This is a genomic window from Archangium gephyra (assembly GCF_042230915.1).
GTDB classification, from domain to species: domain Bacteria; phylum Myxococcota; class Myxococcia; order Myxococcales; family Myxococcaceae; genus Archangium; species Archangium gephyra_B.
Window position 1 is genome coordinate 283,847 of record NZ_CP102578.1, and the last position, 16,966, is coordinate 300,812.

A 16,966-nucleotide genomic window follows, 5' to 3' on the forward strand; every position below is an offset into this window, starting at 1 on the left:
TCCGGGCTAGGGTGCCGCCCCATGCCGGAGACCGCACTCGTCTTCAACAACTCCGTCCAGGGACTGTTCTCGCGCACGTTCAAGGACGGCGTGCCCCCCGAGCTCAAGGCGCAACTGCGCGCGGTGGGCGTGGACCTGGACAAGCCCCTGCTGCCGGCCTACCCGGCCACCACGTGGGCGCGCTGCGTGGATCTCGGCGCCCGGGCCGCCTTCCCCGAGGAGCGCCGCGAGGTGTCCTGGCGCAGGATGGGCGAGCGGATGATCGACGGCTACCAGGACGCGATGATCGGCCGCGCCATGTTCTCCATGCTCCAGCTGCTGGGGCCGCGCCGGATGCTGCAGCGCTCGCAGAAGAACTTCCGCACCGGCAACAACTACACCGAGGTCCGCTTCAGCGACGTGTCCCCCACGGAGATGGAGCTGTGGTTCAACGAGACGGACGAGGTGATGCGCCACTTCACCGTGGGCCTGGTGCTCGCGGGCATGCGCGCCGGGGGCGCCGGGGAGCCCGAGGTGCGGCTGCTCGGCACGGACGCGAAGGGCTGCACCCTGCGCGCCTCGTGGAAGCCGAAGTAGAGACGCCGCTCACTTCTGGGGCGCGCCGCCGTAGAGCGTCTCGGCGCGGTGGAAGAGCACCCACGAGGTGATGATGTACTTGTCGTGGGACTCGGACATGTTGCCCCGGTGGGTGTGCGTGAAGCCCGCGGGGAAGATGAGCATCCGGCCCGCCTTCGATTGGACCTTCTTCTCCTGGTAGAAGAACTCGGTCTCGCCGCCCTGGGTGACGTCGTTGAGGTAGAACTGGAAGGCGAGCACGCGGTGCAGGGGCTCGCAGCTGGCGTCCTTCGGGTACACCTCCGAGTGCCAGTGCGGATAGCCGCCGGAGCCCTTGAGGTACTTCTGCACGGTGAGGTCGCCGTAGCGGTAGAGGAAGCCGACGAGCTGGTCGAAGAGGGGGTCGCCCAGCTCGGCGAAGTTCTCCCGCGTGAGCGTCACCAGCTGGCCCGTCTTCGGGTGCTTCGTGGACAGCGAGACGGCGCCGATGAGGCTGTAGAGGTACTTGCGCAGGTAGCTCTTGAGCGGAGGAAAGGCCGCGTCCAGCAGCCGGCGCAGCACCTGCTGGTGCTCCGGGTGCTGGTTGAGGGTGAGATCGAAGCTGTCCTTCTTGGCCAGGTCGACGCCGCCCCCGGTGCGGCCGCGCTGCACGTGGGGGCTCTTCTCGAAGAGCTGGAGGATGTCCTGGCACAGCTGGGGCGTCAGGACGCCGTCGTGAACCTCGATGAAGTCGTTCATGGGGGGCACAGGCGCCGCGCGTCAGCGGGCGTAGAGGAGCTCCACGTCGAAGACGAGCACCGCGTTGGGCGGGATGGGGTAGTTGCCCGACGGGCCGTAGCCGAGGTGGGACGGGATGACGAGCCGGCGCTTGCCGCCCACCTTCATGCCGAGCAGCCCCTCCTCCCACCCCTCGATGACACGGTGGGGTTTGGCGCCCAGCACGAACTCGAAGGGCTGGTTGCCGTCACGGCTGGTGTCGAACGGGTAGCCGTCGGCGAGCCAGCCCGTGTAGTGCACCTGGACGATGCGGCCGGCCTCGGCGGTGGCGCCGGTGCCCACCACCTGGTCCTGCGTGTAGAGGCCGGACTCGCTGCGGTTCATGGCGGCGAGGTCCACGCCCAGCGCGGGGGCGTACGTCACCTTGGCCGGGTCGCCCGAGGCCGGGAGCGCACCCTCCCCACAGGCGGACGTGGCGAGCAGCAGGCACGCGGAGAGGAGCGGGAGGAGTCGGTTCATCGGAAGAGGGCCTCTCGGGAAGGAAGGTCGCGCGCGAGCCTAGCAAGGCTGGCCGGAGGCCGCTGGGCTCATCGAGGCCGGGTGCGCGGCCCTCCGCCTGCCCACTGGTAGCCCACGGTGGCGCCCGAGCCGATGAAGCCCAGGGCGATGTACTTGCGGAACCACCCGAGCGTGCTGCGGTTGTCCACCACCTCCTCCAGCAGCCCGTGCACCACCACGCCGAGCAGCGTGCCCGCGGCGGCGCCGCCCAGCGCACCGAGGAAGGCGCGGCCCCGGTCCTGGCTGCCGTCGAAGGCCAGCTCGCCCAGTCCCCAGGTCCCCAGGGCGGCGATGGGCGGGGTGAGCACCAGCCCCACGCTGAATGCCGCCACGTCCAACTCGGCCCAGCGCCCGCCGGACTCCGCCGATTGCAGGAAGAGCAGCCCCGCGGGCAGCGCGCCCACCATGCTGCCGGCCACCGTCTCCGCGGCCGTCACCCAGAGGCGTTCCTCGCCCAGGCGGCTCGCGCCGTACACGCCCCCGAGCGGCACCAGCGAGAACGAGCCGTACATCATCCACGCTCCGGGAGTGACGGGGGCGTCCGCGGCGAGGTGGGGAGAGGTCCGCACCGTCTTCGCCGGGGGCTCGGTCTTCTCCGCCGCCGGGGCCTCCTCGCGGGGCTCCGGCTGGACGGGGGTGGCGGGAAACTCGACGTTCTGCGGCAGGAGCGAGAGCGTGGCGGGCAGGCCCCGGGCGCGCGCGCTCAGCGGCGGCTCGCGCTCCGGCGTCAGGGGCCGGGCCAGGGCCGGAGGCGGCGCGAGCAGGGCTCCGAGCAGCACGAGGGAAAGACAGGAGGGCAGGGAGGCAGGCAGTCGCATGGTGTCCAGACGGGGCCCGCGATGCAGCCGCCCCGGCCCGGCACCCGGGCAGCGGGGACGTGGCGGCGGGCCCCTGCCGCGGAGGGATGGGGAGGAGGGGGCGTTTCGTCCACCCGTCCACGGGGAGGGGCGCGTCCCAGCGGACAGAGGGGGGGCGGGCGTGTCGTCCGGTGGACGGAGCACGGGCCCGAGGAGGCGGACGCGCGGAGCGTGACTAGCTTGCGCGCGTGAAGAAGACGCCTTGGACGCTGCTGCTGCTCACCCTGGTCATGGCGGGTTGTCCCCTGCCGAGTCATCGCCTCGCCCTGCGCATCCGCGACACCGTGCCGGAGACGCCCGAGGGCATGTCGCTCGCCTGGTACCAGACGGTGGGCGTGGAGCTGGAGCCGGGCAACCGGGTGGAGCTCGTCCACAACGGCCACGTCTTCGACAGGCTCGAGGAGGAGATTCGCGCCGCCCGCTCCAGCATCCACATCCTGCTGTACATCTGGCGTCCGGGGTACCCGTCGGACCGCATCATCCAGGCGTTGCGCGAGCGCCACCCCGGGGTGGCGTGCCGCGTGCTGGTGGACCCGCTGGGCAGCATCCGCTTCGAGGACAGCGTGGGGCCGGAGCTGGTGGCGGCCGGGTGCGAGGTGCGCATCTTCCGCCCGCTGCAGGGCACCATCGCCACGCTCAACCTCAAGCGCTTCCAGTCGCGGCTGCACCGCAAGCTGATGGTGCGGGATGGCATCTCCGCGATGACGGGGGGCTTTGGCATCTGGAAGAGCTGGGTGGGCGAGGGGCGCAAGCCGGACGAGTGGCGCGATGCCAACATCTGGGTGCAGGGCCCGGCGGCGCGAGGCGTCCAGCTGGCGTTCGCGCAGAACTGGCAGGAGGCGGGAGGCGGGATGCTCCCGGCCGAGGCCTTCCCCGAGTCCATCCCCAGTCCGGGCGAGGCGCGTGCCGGGTTCGTCACGCACACGGGGGCGCCGGTGCTGACGAATGCCGAGCGGATGACGCTGCTGGCGATCGCCTCGGCGAAGAAGCGGCTGTGGATAGCCAACTCGTACTTCATCCCCACGGGAGCCATCCAGGACATGCTCATCGCCAAGGCGAAGGCGGGGGTGGACGTGCGGGTGCTCACGCCGGGGCGGCACCACGACATTCCGCCGGTGCACGAGGGCCAGCGCGCCACCTACGCGCGGCTGCTGGAGAGCGGGGTGCGCATCTGGGAGTACGAGGTGTCGATGATGCACTCCAAGTCGGTGCTGGTGGACGACCGGCTGTCGATGGTGGGCTCGACGAACCTGGATCCGCTGGCGCTCAGTGCCGAGGAGGGCTCGCTGGTGGTGGATGACCCGGGGCTGGCGGCGCAGCTGGCGAAGGACTTCGAGGAGGACATGCAGCACTCGGTGGAGATTCGCTGGGACTCGTGGCGCCGGCGCGGCCTCTTCAAGCGGCTGTCGGAGCGGGTGACGGTGCTCTTCGGCAAGTACCTGTGAGCCGGAGCCGGAGCGGGTGGCGCATGCACCTCGTCGCCTAACGCACCAGTTCCTCGAAGCGGCGCCAGGAGACGTTGCGGCCGGTGAGCACGACCACGGTGGGCCCGAGGGCCCGAGGCAGCAGCTTGCGCAGGGCGGCGAGTCCGGCGGCGGCCGAGGGCTCGAGGATGTATTTGGTGTCCGCCACGCACCAGCGCAGGGCGTCGCGCAGCTCGTCATCGGAGACGAGCACGAACTCATCCACGTTGCGCTGGAGGTAGGGCCAGGGGAGGAGCTCCTTCTCGACCTGGGCGCCGATGCCCTCGGCGATGGAGGGGCGCACGTCGTGGACGTCGACGGGGTGGCCCTCGCGGTGCCATCGGGCGAGCACGGCGGAGGTCTCCGGCTGGACGCCGATGAGACGGATGCGAGGGTTGGCGGCCTTGAGCACGACGCTCATGCCGGCGAGCAGCCCGCCGCCGCCCACGCCGACGAGGACGGTCTCCACGTGGGGACAGTCCTCGAGGATTTCGAGGGCGACGGTGCCACCGCCCTCCATCATGTGGCGGTCGTTGTAGGCGGAGAGGAAGGTATAGCCGCGCTCGGCGGCGACGCTGCGGGCGGCCTCGCGGGCGAGGGGAACGCTGTCGAAGTACTCGAGGTGGGCGCCGTACTCCTGAATCATGCGGAGCTTGTCGGGGTCGGCCGAGCGCGGCAGGTAGACATGGGCCTTGGCGCCGAGGGTGGCGGCGGCGTAGGCGAGGCCGATGCCATGACCGCCGGCGGTGGGGGCGATGAACTCGGCATCGGGCCGCGAGTCGCGGACGGAGAGGATTTTGTGGAGGGAGCCCCGGGGCTTGAAGCTGCCGGAGACCTGGAGGTTCTCCAGCTTGAGCAGCACGGGGGAGCCGGAGAGCTTCGAGAGCGAGGAGTTGGGCTCGAGCGGGGTGTGGCGGAGGTAGGGAGCGATGCCGCGGCGGGCGGCGATGACGTGGGAGGGGAGGAGCTCCAGCTCGGGGGCAAGCTCCCTCTCCCTCCGGGAGAGGGCTGGGGTGAGGGTATCCGTCATCGTGTTCTGGTCCGTGGGTCAGGGAGACTGCGGCTCAGGAGGAGCGTAGGTCCGTTCCAGGGCGGTGGTCAGTTCGTCGCACTCGAGGAGTCCGTCGACAGCGCGAGTGAAGGATGCTCCGGCGTCGTAGACGTCCCTGGCCGGGAAGCCCGAGGAGGCCAGGTGCGCGTTGTGCTTGTCCTGGAAGCAGAGCCTCTCCTTGGGCTTGGTTTCCTCGTCGAGGCTCGCACGGTCCTCCTCCCAGCCCGCGAGCTTCACGGGGCATTGCTTGCAGCCTTCTTCCTCGCAGAGACGCCGTGCTTCACGGGTGTTCTGATAGAGCCACGCCTCGATGCTGTAGAAGGGGACGAGTAGGCGGAGCCGCTTCATGCGCTCGCCGGGCACTGCTGCGTCATGTGGCTGCCGCTGGAAGTAGGCGCGTACGCCAGCCTCGATGGGAGGGAGCATGCGCGATTTGAACTCGCGCTCGTTCTCGCTCGATTCGTGCTCGGACCACGGACGGTCACCGTCGAGGTGGTAGAGGACGAACCCATTGGGCTTGAGCAGCTCGGTGATGATGCTGCGGATGAGCAGCAGCCGGTTGGGCTGGTCGAGCGGATTGGTGCTCTTCCAGAGATTGGCGTGCATGGCCCGGCGGGCGTTGTCGTCTTCCAGGGGCTTGAAGTTGACGCGGTGGGTCTGCACGCCGGGCACGAGCAACTTGAGCATCTCCTTGGCGAGCGCGCGCACGGTGTCATAAGCGCCTGTACCGGAGTCCTCGGTCAGCGCCATGATGGAGGGATGCTGGGAGTCGCCGCTCACCACAGCCCCTTCGACTGAAGCAGTTCGCCGACCTGCTGGAATCCGACCTTGTAGGAGTCGAAGAAGTCCACGGCGGCCTCCTGGGACATGTTCTCCCAGGCCATCTGCTCGGGACCTTTCTCCCACCGGCACAGGACGAAGGCGGAGCGCACTTCTTCGGGCGACTGGAAGCTCAAGTAGTCGAGCAGGAGTGGGTTCTGGCTGGTGAGGAAGGCCTGCCGTGGACCGAGCGCCTCGAAGCAGGCGCGAATCCAGCGATGATGGAGACCGTTGACCAGTTCGTCGGCGACGACTGCCGGTTGGGCAATAGCCAGATAGTGCATGAACGCGAGGATGCGCTTCTGCCCATAGCTGAGCAGCTTCTCGGAGATCTTCCAGCCACCGCGATGGCTGAAATAGAAGCGCAGGTTCCCGAGGTGCATGACTTCTGTGTTGCCTTCCCTGCCCGAGTCCTGGAGTTCGACGAGGGCTTCAGCGGATTCGAAGTCGAGAAGCTGAGCTGTGTGCCTCAAGAATGGAAGGTCGGTATCGGTGAGTATATAGCGGTCGTCTCCCCATCGTTGTTGCGCGAGGTGGCTGAGCCGTTCGTGCATGGACTCACCGAACCCAAGGCCCCCTGCTGCGCTGATCTGCCCATCTGGAGTGCGAACCATCTTGAGCTGAAGTTGACCAAGATCATTGAAGTATTCGAGGGACTCGTCAAAACGGCGGGTTGGGCCAGAGATGAATAGCTCTAGGATATCAGGCGCTGCTTGCCTCAGTTTGGGCACCTTGACTGCATATTGCATATAAGCATTGAGGAGCAGAGCCCAAAGGGGCAATGTCCCGGCGTTGGCGAAGTCGAGATTGACGGGGGCGCTCGAATCAGCTTCATCCGTGTGCCGAACAACCCCTCGACTGCCTTTGATGTCGAGCTCCACGTGGAGCGCTGGCTCCTTTCTGGAAATGCTCACGGTCGTGGAGAGCATCAATGCGGGCAGTCCACTCTCTGACGTCAACGGATGCTGTCGCAGGGCTTCAGGAGCGATCATGCCCTCCCATGCGGATGGGAAGGGTGATGGGCGCGACTCATTACGCACCGAAATGGTTGCTGTCGCCTTGTCGGATGCCAATTCGAATGAAAGGTCGAACTCGACATCGCTGAGGCTGGTGAAATCCAACGTGATAGCCGCCGCCACAAGGTTGAGCAGCGTGGTCTTCCCGGTGCCGTTCTGTCCGAGCAGCACGTTGTAGCCCGGGTTGAAGGTCAGCCGTGTCCCGGGCTTCACCGTGCGGAACTTGTTCACCTGGAGCCATCGGAGCTTGACCATCGGACACCTGGTTGCGGCGCTGTGCGCCCACTAAAGGAGCGCGGAGGATACGTCCAGGCTGCCCGGAGTCCAGGGGCCCGACTCGGCCACCGGCTGGTGGATACCGCTCATGGCCGTTGAGCCCACCGAACCTCATGACGCCGGGGCGCGGCTGGCCGCATGATGTGTCACCTGTTCCACCGGTCCGGAGGGCGGCGCACGCGAGACCGCCCTCCATCTGATGAACCAGGAGGGTTGGAGCGATGTTCGAGACCGTGACCCGCATCATCGGACCCTACGTGCGCGAGCCCGTGGTCTGCCGTCCGCATGACCCGCGCTCGGCGGAGGTGGCCCGGCGCGTGGGCGAAGCGGTGCGCGCGCACCTGCCCGAGGTAACGGTGGAGCACATCGGCAGCACCTCGGTGCCGGGCTGCGAGGGCAAGGGCGTGGTGGACCTGATGATCCCCGTGACGCCCGGGCAACTGGAGCCGGTCAAGGCACTCCTGGACGCGCTCGGCTTCCAGCGGCAGGTGCCACCGGCGGGCCATGAGCCGTGGCCCGAGTCGAGGCCGATGCGCCAGGGCAGCCTGGAGCACGAGGGAACGCGCTTCAACCTGCACGTGCACGTGATTCCCGAGGACTCGCCGGAGGTGGAGGCCCAGCGCCGCTTCCGCGACCGGCTGTGCGAGGACGCGGCCCTGCGCGAGGCCTACGTGGCGCGCAAGCGGGAGATCCTCTCCCAGGGCATCACCAACAGCGGCGACTACTCGGAGGCGAAGGGCCCCGTCATCGAAGGCATCCTGAAGGGCTCCGGGTAGCGCCCCCTACGGCCGCGTCTTCACGAAGGCGAGGTACTTGGGATCATTGCCCTCGAAGAGCACTTCGCCCCCGAGCTTCAGGGCCCGTGCGAGCTCCTCGGCGGCGCGCTCCGGGTTGCCGAGCTCCAGCTCGCACTGCCCCAGCCGCAGGTGGATGAAGGGTGTGCCCAGGCCACCGGAGCTGCGCGCCGCTCCCAGCAGGGCGTGCCTGCCCTCGCTGAAGCGCCCCAGCTGGAAGCACGTGTCCCCGAGCGCGGTGAGCACCCGCGGCGACACGTCGTGCTCCTCCACGGGGCGGGGGATGAGCGCGAGCGCCTCGCGGAACTTCAGCAGCGCGGGCGCCAGCTCCCGCTGCCGCGCGAGCGCCTCTCCCGTGACGCACAGCTCGGCGATCCTCTCCAGACGAGCGTCATCCATCCGGGAGTTGTAGCAGAGCGCTCAGACGGGCGGATGGACCCCTGTCCCCGCGTGGGGCGCGGCGGCCGGGCGCAGCGCGTCCCCTTCGAGCATCACCTCGTCCTCGTAGCACCAGCCCCAGTCCTCTCCGGGCTCGAAGGAGCGGATGACAGGGTGGGACGTGGCGTGGAAGTGCTTGGTGGCGTGGCGGTTGGGCGACGAGTCGCAGCAGCCCACGTGGCCGCACTCCAGACACAGGCGCAGGTGGACCCAGGGGGAGCCGGTGCGCAGGCAGTCCTCGCACCCGGCCGTGGTGCTCGGGCGGACGTCGCGGATGGACTCCAGGTGGGTGCAGCCAGAGGTCTCCATGGTGTGCTCCTTTCCTTCAGGGTAGGCACCCCCTGGAAGGGCGGTGGCGGCGGCCTGGTCAGGGCCCGGCCAGGCGGCTCGTCCCGGGGGGCCGGAAGGCTGTCGCCCACTGAACACTCAGGGGCCGCGGCGGGGCCGGGCAGCGTTGAGCATCCATCACTGCATTGCCCGTCTGATCGCCCCCGGACTGGGGGAGGAGGGAGCGAGTTCCTAATTTTTCTATGTGACTGTCATGGGAGCGTGGGGCATGCAGGGGCTCGAGGGGTCGCGGGAGCTGGGGGCCGGGCGTCAGCCGGCGACGCAGCGGCGGTTGGTGTTCGAGCACACGGTCGACGGGCTCTTCCGCTTCTCGCTGCGCAGCCGCCTGTCGTCACAGGCGTGGAACGCGCTGCGCGGGGTGGGCATCGACCTGTCCAAGCCGCTGCTGCCCGCCTACTCGTACGAGACGTGGAAGCGGGCGCTGGAGCTCACCGTGGCGGACCTCTACCCGCTGGTGCCGCGCGAGGAAGGCTGGCGGCAGCTGGGGCGCGAGGTGGTCAACGGCATGGTGCACACGGTGCTCGGCCGCGCCATGGTGGGCGTGGCCCGCCTGTTGGGGCCGCTGCGCTCGCTGCGCCGGCTGAACAACACCCTGCGCAGCGCGGACAACTACGTGGAGTCGCGGCTCACCGAGCTGTCCCCCACCTCGTGCGAGGTGTGGATCAACGAGGTGATGGGCCAGCCCACCTACTACGCGGGCATTCTGGAGGCGTGCATCGGCCTGGCGGGGGGACAGCGGGCGCGGGCGCGGGTGGTGTCGCTGGAGGGCCCGGGCGCCCGGCTTCACGTGGAGTGGGAGGAGTAGACGGCCCGGGGTGTGAGGTGAAGTCTACCCACGTGGGTAGCAGGGGACTCGGCGAGCGGATACTGCCCGCTTGTCGGCGCCTGCCGCACTCCTGCGGGGTTCACCGGGTTTCAGGCATACTCGCGGCGCTGGGGCAGGGGAGAGCCGCCCGTTCATGCCGAGTATGTCCACCAGGGTCGCGCGAGCGCAGGGAGTCAGAGGACTGGAGCCGTTGGGGCAGGGCCTCGCGCGTCCAGGAGTGACGGCCCGGCTGCTGGCGGTGCTGGACAACTTCCTCTCCGAGCCCATGCGCCATGCGCCGGGCGAGGAGCTGGGCCGTGCCCGGGTGCTGGTGGGCGCCAACGTGGTGCTGCTGCTGTGCAACGTGCTGTTCCTCCTCTACGTGCCGAGGACGGCCTTCCCCCTGACCCTGACGGGGGTGGGCGCGGTGTGCGCGGTGGGCTTCGTGGCCTCGCTGGTGCTGCTGCGCCGTGGCCGCTCCTCGCGGCTGCCGGGGATGGTGCTGTGCGCCATGCTGACGGGGGGCTTCGCGGCCGCCGGGCTGCGCATGCCGGACCCGCACGTGGGCACTCATGCCATCTGCATGCTCATCCCCATCCTCTCCGTCTATCTGCTGGGGCCGCGGACGGGCTTCGTCTTCGCGGCGATGGGCGCGCTGGGCGTGGGGTTGGTGCTGCCGCTGTGGCACGGGGTGGGCACCGGCCTGTGGGCCCGCGCCTTCTTCGCCGCGCTCTTCATCCTGGGCGCCTGGGCGCTGAGCTGGCTGATTCTGGCCGCGCGTGACCAGGCCAACCTGGCGCTGGTGCGGGCGCTGCGCTCGCTGCGCGAGAACGAGAGCAAGCTGACGAGCCTGTTGGACAACACCGAGGACATCGTCTGCTCGGTGGACGCGGACGGGCGGCTCATCGCGGCCAACCCGGCGCTGGAGGAGATGTACCGGGAGCTGATCGGCGCGGAGCTGGCGCCCGGCGACTTCCTCTTTCCGGAGCGCGCCCCGGAGCGGCTGCGGCGGCGCTGGCAGGAGGCCTCCGCCCAGGTGCTCGCCGGCAAGCGCGTGCGCTTCGAGGCCTCGCCCTCGCGCCTCAAGCGGCCGCGGGTGCTGGACATCTCGCTCAACCCGGTGTTCGACGTGGCCGGCCGCGTGGTGGGGATGACCGTCTTCGGGCGCGACATCACGGACCGCAAGGAGGCCGAGGCCCGGCTGGGCGAGATGCACCGCAGCCTGCTGGACGTGTCGCGCCAGGCGGGCATGGCGGAGATGGCCACCGGCGTGCTGCACAACGTGGGCAACGCGCTCAACAGCGTCAACGTCTCCGTCAACCTTCTCTCCGAGCGGCTGCACCAGTCGCGGGTGCCCGGCCTGAAGAAGGCCATGGACCTGATGGCCTCGCACGGGGCGGACCTGGGGGCCTTCCTCACGGCGGATGGCCGGGGCCGGCAGCTGCCGTCCTACCTGCAGGCGCTCGCCTCCCAGCTCATCGGCGAGCGCGAGGAGCTGCTCGACGAGGTGCGCACGCTGCAGAAGAGCGTGGAGCACATCAAGTCCGTGGTGAGCATGCAGCAGGAGCACGCGCGCTTCTCGGGCGTGGTGGAGCGGCTGGAGCTGACGGCGCTGCTGGATGATGCGCTGCGGCTGCAGGCCGTGTCCTTCGAGCGCCTGGGCATCCAGGTGAAGCGCGAGTACACCGAGGGAATGCTGGTGAAGGTGGACCGGCACAAGCTGCTGCAAATCCTGCTCAACCTGCTGAGCAACGCGCGCCAGGCGTTGGTGGAGAGCGGGCGGGCGGACAAGCAGCTCATCATCCGCGTGGAGCGCATGGCCGCCGAGCGGCTGCGCATCGCGGTGCAGGACAACGGGGTGGGGATTTCGCCGGAGGACGCGCCCCGCCTCTTCACCCAGGGTTTCACCACCAAGAAGGACGGACACGGGTTCGGCCTTCACATCAGCGCACTGGCGGCGGCGGAGATGGACGCGTTCCTCTCCTGCACGAGCGAAGGCCGCGGCCAGGGTGCTACCTTCACCATAGATCTGCCCATCTCGGGCGAGGAGAGCAGGGCATGAGCGCCGCCACCGCACCCAACCGCCGCATCCTGGTGGTGGATGACAACCAGGCGATCCACCAGGACTTCCGCAAGATTCTCTGTGCCGCGCCGGCGAGCACGGCCTTGGACGCCATGGAGGCGGCGCTCTTCGGAGGGCCCTCGGCGGCGCCGGTGGACACGGGCTTCGAGGTGGACTCGGCCTTCCAGGGTGAGGAGGGGCTGGCGAAGGTGAAGGCGGCGGTGGCCGAGGGGCGGCCGTACGCGCTGGCCTTCGTGGACATCCGCATGCCGCCGGGCATCGACGGCGTGGAGACGGTGCAGCGGCTGTGGAAGGAGGACGCGGACCTGCAGGTGGTGCTCTGCTCGGCGTACTCCGACTACTCGTGGGAGGAGATGACGCAGCGGCTGGGCATCAGCCAGCGGCTGCTGATTCTTCGCAAGCCCTTCGACAACATCGAGGTGCGGCAGCTGGCGCACGCGCTCACCGAGAAGTGGGAGCTCTTGCGCCAGAGCCACCGGCGGCTGGAGGACCTGACGCACGAGGTGGAGGAGTGGACGCGCGAGCTGTCGGTGGCCAACGAGCGGCTGCGCAAGGAGATGGAGGACCGGGCGCGGCTGGAGCTGCGGCTGGTGCAGGCCCAGCGGCTGGAGGCGCTCGGGCGGCTGTCGGCGGGACTGGCGCATGAAATCAACAACCCGCTGAGCGTCATCATGGCCAGCGTGGGCTTCATCCGCTCGGAGCTGGACGACCAGGCCAAGGGCGGCCACCAGGCGGACCCCAAGGAGCTGAGCGAGGTGTGCTCGGACGCGCTGCTGGGGGCCGACCGGATTCTGCGCCTCGTGAATGACTTCCGGCTCTTCTCGAAGCTGGACGGGCAGCCGCAGGCGTGGGTGGACCTGCGCGAGGTGCTGGACCATGCGCTCTCGGGGGCCAGCTACATCCTGGGGCCCAAGACGCAGGTGGTGCGCGACTTCCAGGACGTGCCGGCCGTGTGGGGCAGCGAGCAGGGCCTGGAGCAGGTGTTCCTCGGGCTGCTGAACAACGCGGGGCACGCGCTGAAGAACGCCGCCGAGCCGCGGGTGACGATCATCGCCCGCCAGCGCGAGGACGGCGGGGTGGTGATCGAGATCCGCGACAACGGGGTGGGCATCGCCAAGGAGCACCTGGGCCGCATCTTCGACCCCTTCTTCACCACCAAGCCGCCGGGAGAGGGCACGGGCCTGGGCCTGTCCATCTGCTACGGCGTGGTGTCGGGGCTGGGCGGCGCCATCGAGGTGGACAGCACGCCGGGCCAGGGCGCCACCTTCCGGGTGAAGCTGCCCAAGGCTCCGGACAACGTGGCCTCGGCGAGCAGCCCGTAGTCCCCTTCCCGCGGCATGTCCATCACCCTCCGGCCCGCCAGAGTCGAGGACGGCCCCGCGCTGGGACGCATGGGCGGGGCGCTCGTGCGCCTGCACCACTCGTATGATGCGCAGCGCTTCATGCAACCCGCGGAGGACGTGGAGTCCGGCTACCAGTGGTGGCTGTCCCGGGAGCTGAAGCGCCAGGGCGCGGTGGTGCTGGTGGCCGAGCGGGACGGCGCGGTGGTGGGCTACGTCTACGCCACCGTGGAGGGCCGAGACTGGAACGCGCTGCTCGATGCGCACGGCGCGCTGCACGACATCTGGGTGGAGCCCGCGGCGCGCGGGAGTGGAGTGGGGGGGCTGCTGCTGGAGGAACTGGTGCGGCAGCTGCGGGCCCGGGGCGTGCCTCGCATCATCTTGATGACGGCCACCCAGAACGAGCCGGCGCAGCGGCTCTTCGCGAAGCACGGCTGGCGCGCCACCATGGTGGAGATGACGCGCGAGGTGGAGGACTCCGAGAAGGAGTGAGCCCGCCGGGCGCGGTCTTCCAAAACGTGTCCAACAGTTGGACAACTTTGGACGGCGCGCGCCACCGATGCCCGTTCCGCTACGCTCCAGTGGAGCGCCGAGACGTGCCGCTGGTGAAGTGTCCACGAAGTCTTTGGACATAGTCCGGAGGCTCCGTGGAGGTCCCCTCTCCCTCTGGGAGAGGGTCAGGGTGAGGGTCTTCCCTCTGTACGACTACCCTCACCCCCCGCCCTCTCCCAGAGGGAGAGGGAGCATGCGCAACACGACTATGTCCACGAACTTCGTGGACACTCCCCCAGGTGGCGCAGCCACGTGAACCCCGTTGTCCGCAGGAGCCCCCTCATGGCGCAGCACCCCTTTCCCTCACTCGAGCCACGGGTCCGCGCGCGCGGCGGCTGGCTGTTGACGCTGCTGCTGGGCGCACTGCTGAGCGGGTGCCCGGATCCGGTTCCGTCCGAGACCGAGCCGTGGGCCAGCGTGGCGCGGTCGCGGCCCGAGGCCCTGCTCGCGGTGTCGGGCCGCTCGGGCTCGGACGTGTGGGCCGTGGGAGCGGACCGGGGCCGCGGGCCCTCGGTGCTGCACTACGACGGGACGGCCTGGACGGAGCTGTCCACCGGCCAGCGCGGGGACCTGTGGTGGGTGCACGTCTTCGACAATGGCCCCGTCCTGATGGCCGGCGCGAATGCCACCCTCCTCCGCTACGAGGACGGCGTCTTCACCCGCATGCGCACCCCGGGCTTGGCGCGCCACACGGTGTACGGCGTGTGGGGCGCGAGCCCCGAGGACGTGTACGCCGTGGGCAGCGTGTCCGGCCAGAGTGGCTTCATCTGGCACTACGCCGGCACGCAATGGAGCGAGGTGGCGCTGCCGTATGACGAGCTGCCGCGCACGGCCGATGGTGACATCCCCGGCTTCTTCAAGGTGTGGGGCACGGGCGGGGACGTGTACGTGGTGGGCGCGCGGGGCGTGGTGCTGCGCTCGCGCGGGGGTGGGGCCTTCACGCGGATTCCCACGGACACCACGAGCCGGCTCTTCACGGTGCACGGCGCCGGGGGCGTCGTGACGGTGGTGGGCGGCGAGAGCCAGGGAGAGATTCTCGAGCTGGACGAGGCGGCCGGCCGCTTCGTGAGCCGCTCGCCCCAGGACTGTCCGCTGCTGCAGGGCGTGTCCCTCGCCGCGGATGGCACCGGCTGGGCCACGGGCTTCCGGGGCGAGGTGTACCAGCGGCGCGCCAGCGGCCAGTGGCAACGGGTGGCGCTCGGGCTGCCGCTCGAGCTGGAGTCGCTGCACGCGGCGTGGATGGACCCCGAGGGGGGCGTCTGGGCCGTGGGCGGCAACGTGCTGTCGGGCGGGCTGAACGCCGGCACGCTGCTGCACCAGGGCGCCGCGGTGGCCGAGGTGCCCGCTCCGGTGGACCCCGGTCCGGCGCCCGCGGCCTCGTGCCCGGCGGCGGCGGTGGATCCTCGTCCGGAGGGCTCCATCGCCCGCCGCTGGAATGAGCAGATTCTCGGCGCCATCCGCAGGGATCTCCCCCGGCCGACGGTGCACGCGCGCAACCTCTACCACCTGTCCGCGGCCATGTGGGACGTGTGGGCCGCCTATGACGCGACGGCCGATGGCGTCTTCCTGCGCGAGAAGCACACCGCCCCGGACGTGGCGGCGGCGCGCGCCGAGGCGCTCAGCTACGCCTCCTATCGCGTGCTCACGCACCGCTACACGAAGGCCATCGGCGGGGCCACGTCCGCGGCATGCTTCCGCGCCTTCATGGAGAAGCTCGGGTACTCGCCGGAGGCCACGGGCACGGACGGAGACAGCCCTCGCGCGCTGGGCAACCGCGTCGCCCAGGCCATCATCGACGCGGGCGCGGACGACGGCGCCAACGAGCAGCAGGACTACAAGGACACCACGGGCTTCTCGGCGGCCAACACGCCCCTGGTGGTGGACTCGCCCGGGCTGACGGTGGCCGACCCCTCGCTCTGGCAGCCGCTCAACCTCGCGGTGGCCGTCACGCAGAACGGCATCATCACCGCCTCGGGGGTGCAGGGCTACATCGGCGCGCACTGGGGCAGGGTGACGCCGTTCGCCCTGGTGCGTCCCGAGGGCGGCGGGTTGTACCTGGACCCGGGTGCGCCGCCCGCGTTCGGCGCGGAGCTGCGCGCGCACGTGGTGGAGGTGCTGCGCAAGACGAGCTGGACGGGCAGCGACGAGTGGGTAGACCTGTCGCCCGGGGCCTTCGGCAACAACCCTCTGGGCACGAACGATGGCACCGGCCATTCCGTCAACCCCATCACCGGCCAGCCGTATGAGCCGAACCTGGTGAAGCGGGGAGACTTCGCGCGCGTGCTGGCGGAGTTCTGGGCGGACGGCCCCAAGTCCGAGACGCCGCCGGGACACTGGAACGTGCTGGCTAACGGCGTGGCGGACTCGCCCGGCTTCTCGCGGCGCCTCTTCGGCACGGGCGAGCCCGTGGACGCGCTGGAGTGGGACGTGAAGGTGTACCTGGCGCTCAACGGCGCCGTGCACGACGCGGCCATCGTCGCCTGGGAGGTGAAGCGCGCCCACGCCACCGCGCGCCCCATCTCCCTGCTGCGGTACATGGGAGGGCTGGGCCAGTCGACGGACCCGGCCGGGCCGGCGTACCACCCGGACGGCCTGCCACTGGTGCCGGGCCTCATCGAGGTCGTCACCGCGGAGAGCTCCGCGCCGGGGCAGCGCCACGCGCACCTGGCCCGCTTCCGGGGGCAGGTGGTGGTGAACACCTGGCAGGGCGAGCCGGGAGACCGCCGCAACGAGGTGGGCGGCACCGGCTGGATGCGCGCCGTCGAGTGGATGCCCTACCAGCTGCGCACCTTCGTGACGCCCGCCTTCCCGGGCTTCATCTCCGGGCACAGCACCTTCAGCCGCGCTTCCGCCGAGGTGCTCACCTCGCTCACCGGCAGCGCCTACTTCCCCGGCGGCCTGGGCGAGTTCGTCGCGGGCCGTAACGCCTACCTCACCTTCGAGCGGGGCCCCTCCACCGACGTGCGGCTGCAGTGGGCCACCTACTATGACGCGGCGGACCAGGCGGGGCAGTCGCGGCTGTGGGGCGGCATCCACGTGGCGCCGGATGACTTCGTGGGCCGCAAGCTCGGCAACAAGGTGGGCTTGTCCGCGCTCGAGCGCGCGCGCCGCTTCTTCGAGGGCACCGCCGTCCCCTGAAAAAGCGGCCATGCGTGCCGGATAGTGGACGCTCTCCGGCTCCCGCGTGGCGGACGGAAGACACGCTGCCCTGGAGTCGGAGAAGTCCGTGCGTGCGCGCTGCCTACCCTCCCGCGCTTCCGGGCTCCCCGCCCGGCTCGACGTGGAGGAGTCTCC

General features: G+C 70.0%; 16 protein-coding genes. 8 read left to right on the plus strand and 8 right to left on the minus strand.

Annotated features, from left to right (window positions below):
• Positions 1 to 21 precede the first annotated feature (21 nt).
• The gene (locus NR798_RS01190; protein WP_375769528.1) at positions 22 to 576 is read left to right on the plus strand and encodes a DUF2378 family protein; all 555 of its coding nucleotides are present in this window, start codon (positions 22 to 24) and stop codon (positions 574 to 576) included.
• Positions 577 to 585: 9 nt separating this feature from the next.
• On the opposite strand, the gene NR798_RS01195 is transcribed toward NR798_RS01190, so the two are convergent.
• From NR798_RS01195 to NR798_RS01205, 3 genes are all read right to left on the minus strand, one after another.
• Positions 586 to 1,293, minus strand: coding sequence for a 2OG-Fe(II) oxygenase (locus NR798_RS01195; RefSeq protein ID WP_375769529.1), 708 nt, complete (start codon positions 1,291 to 1,293; stop codon positions 586 to 588).
• 21 nt (positions 1,294 to 1,314) lie between these two features.
• Positions 1,315 to 1,791, minus strand: a complete 477-nt coding sequence (locus NR798_RS01200) for an FKBP-type peptidyl-prolyl cis-trans isomerase (RefSeq protein WP_375769530.1) — start codon at positions 1,789 to 1,791, stop codon at positions 1,315 to 1,317.
• Between the two features lie 68 nt (positions 1,792 to 1,859).
• Positions 1,860 to 2,648, minus strand: coding sequence for a hypothetical protein (locus NR798_RS01205; protein WP_375769531.1), 789 nt, complete (start codon positions 2,646 to 2,648; stop codon positions 1,860 to 1,862).
• Between the two features lie 227 nt (positions 2,649 to 2,875).
• On the opposite strand from NR798_RS01205, the gene NR798_RS01210 reads away from it, so the two are divergent.
• On the plus strand, positions 2,876 to 4,132 hold the full coding sequence (locus NR798_RS01210) for a phosphatidylserine/phosphatidylglycerophosphate/cardiolipin synthase family protein (protein WP_375769532.1): 1,257 nt from the start codon (positions 2,876 to 2,878) through the stop codon (positions 4,130 to 4,132).
• 37 nt (positions 4,133 to 4,169) lie between these two features.
• Here the strand turns inward: NR798_RS01210 and NR798_RS01215 are convergent, their stop codons facing one another.
• From NR798_RS01215 to NR798_RS01225, 3 genes are read right to left on the minus strand one after another with little or no spacing between them, the layout of a single operon-like run.
• Complete coding sequence (locus tag NR798_RS01215) at positions 4,170 to 5,180, minus strand: threonine/serine dehydratase (RefSeq protein ID WP_375769533.1); 1,011 nt, start codon at positions 5,178 to 5,180, stop codon at positions 4,170 to 4,172.
• 18 nt (positions 5,181 to 5,198) lie between these two features.
• Positions 5,199 to 5,951, minus strand: a complete 753-nt coding sequence (locus NR798_RS01220) for a hypothetical protein (RefSeq protein ID WP_375769534.1) — start codon at positions 5,949 to 5,951, stop codon at positions 5,199 to 5,201.
• Between the two features lie 26 nt (positions 5,952 to 5,977).
• Positions 5,978 to 7,291: an AAA family ATPase gene (locus tag NR798_RS01225; protein ID WP_375769535.1), complete on the minus strand. Its 1,314-nt coding sequence runs from the start codon at positions 7,289 to 7,291 to the stop codon at positions 5,978 to 5,980.
• Positions 7,292 to 7,533: 242 nt separating this feature from the next.
• Between NR798_RS01225 and NR798_RS01230 the strand changes: the two genes are divergently transcribed.
• Complete coding sequence (locus NR798_RS01230; RefSeq protein WP_375769536.1) at positions 7,534 to 8,088, plus strand: GrpB family protein; 555 nt, start codon at positions 7,534 to 7,536, stop codon at positions 8,086 to 8,088.
• A 6-nt stretch (positions 8,089 to 8,094) separates the two neighbouring features.
• Here the strand turns inward: NR798_RS01230 and NR798_RS01235 are convergent, their stop codons facing one another.
• Both NR798_RS01235 and NR798_RS01240 read right to left on the minus strand, forming a co-directional pair.
• Positions 8,095 to 8,505, minus strand: coding sequence for a tetratricopeptide repeat protein (locus tag NR798_RS01235; protein ID WP_375769537.1), 411 nt, complete (start codon positions 8,503 to 8,505; stop codon positions 8,095 to 8,097).
• A gap of 21 nt (positions 8,506 to 8,526) precedes the next feature.
• Positions 8,527 to 8,853, minus strand: coding sequence for a ubiquitin carboxyl-terminal hydrolase 14 (locus NR798_RS01240; RefSeq protein ID WP_375769538.1), 327 nt, complete (start codon positions 8,851 to 8,853; stop codon positions 8,527 to 8,529).
• 247 nt (positions 8,854 to 9,100) lie between these two features.
• Here NR798_RS01240 and NR798_RS01245 point away from each other — a divergent pair, with 247 nt between their 5' ends.
• The 5 genes from NR798_RS01245 (at position 9,101) to NR798_RS01265 (ending at position 16,810) form a co-directional block, all read left to right on the plus strand.
• Entirely contained in the window at positions 9,101 to 9,697 is a 597-nt protein-coding gene (locus tag NR798_RS01245) for a DUF2378 family protein (RefSeq protein ID WP_375769539.1), read from the plus strand.
• Between the two features lie 154 nt (positions 9,698 to 9,851).
• Positions 9,852 to 11,759, plus strand: a complete 1,908-nt coding sequence (locus tag NR798_RS01250) for an ATP-binding protein (protein ID WP_375769540.1) — start codon at positions 9,852 to 9,854, stop codon at positions 11,757 to 11,759.
• The gene (locus NR798_RS01255; RefSeq protein ID WP_375769541.1) at positions 11,756 to 13,102 is read left to right on the plus strand and encodes an ATP-binding protein; all 1,347 of its coding nucleotides are present in this window, start codon (positions 11,756 to 11,758) and stop codon (positions 13,100 to 13,102) included. Before NR798_RS01250 ends, NR798_RS01255 begins: the two co-directional genes overlap by 4 nt.
• Before the next feature lie 15 nt (positions 13,103 to 13,117).
• Positions 13,118 to 13,612 carry a GNAT family N-acetyltransferase gene (locus NR798_RS01260; RefSeq protein ID WP_375769542.1) on the plus strand — a complete coding sequence of 165 codons (495 nt, stop codon included), beginning with the start codon at positions 13,118 to 13,120 and terminating at the stop codon, positions 13,610 to 13,612.
• Between the two features lie 342 nt (positions 13,613 to 13,954).
• Positions 13,955 to 16,810 carry a DUF6851 domain-containing protein gene (locus NR798_RS01265; protein ID WP_375769543.1) on the plus strand — a complete coding sequence of 952 codons (2,856 nt, stop codon included), beginning with the start codon at positions 13,955 to 13,957 and terminating at the stop codon, positions 16,808 to 16,810.
• Positions 16,811 to 16,966 lie beyond the last annotated feature (156 nt).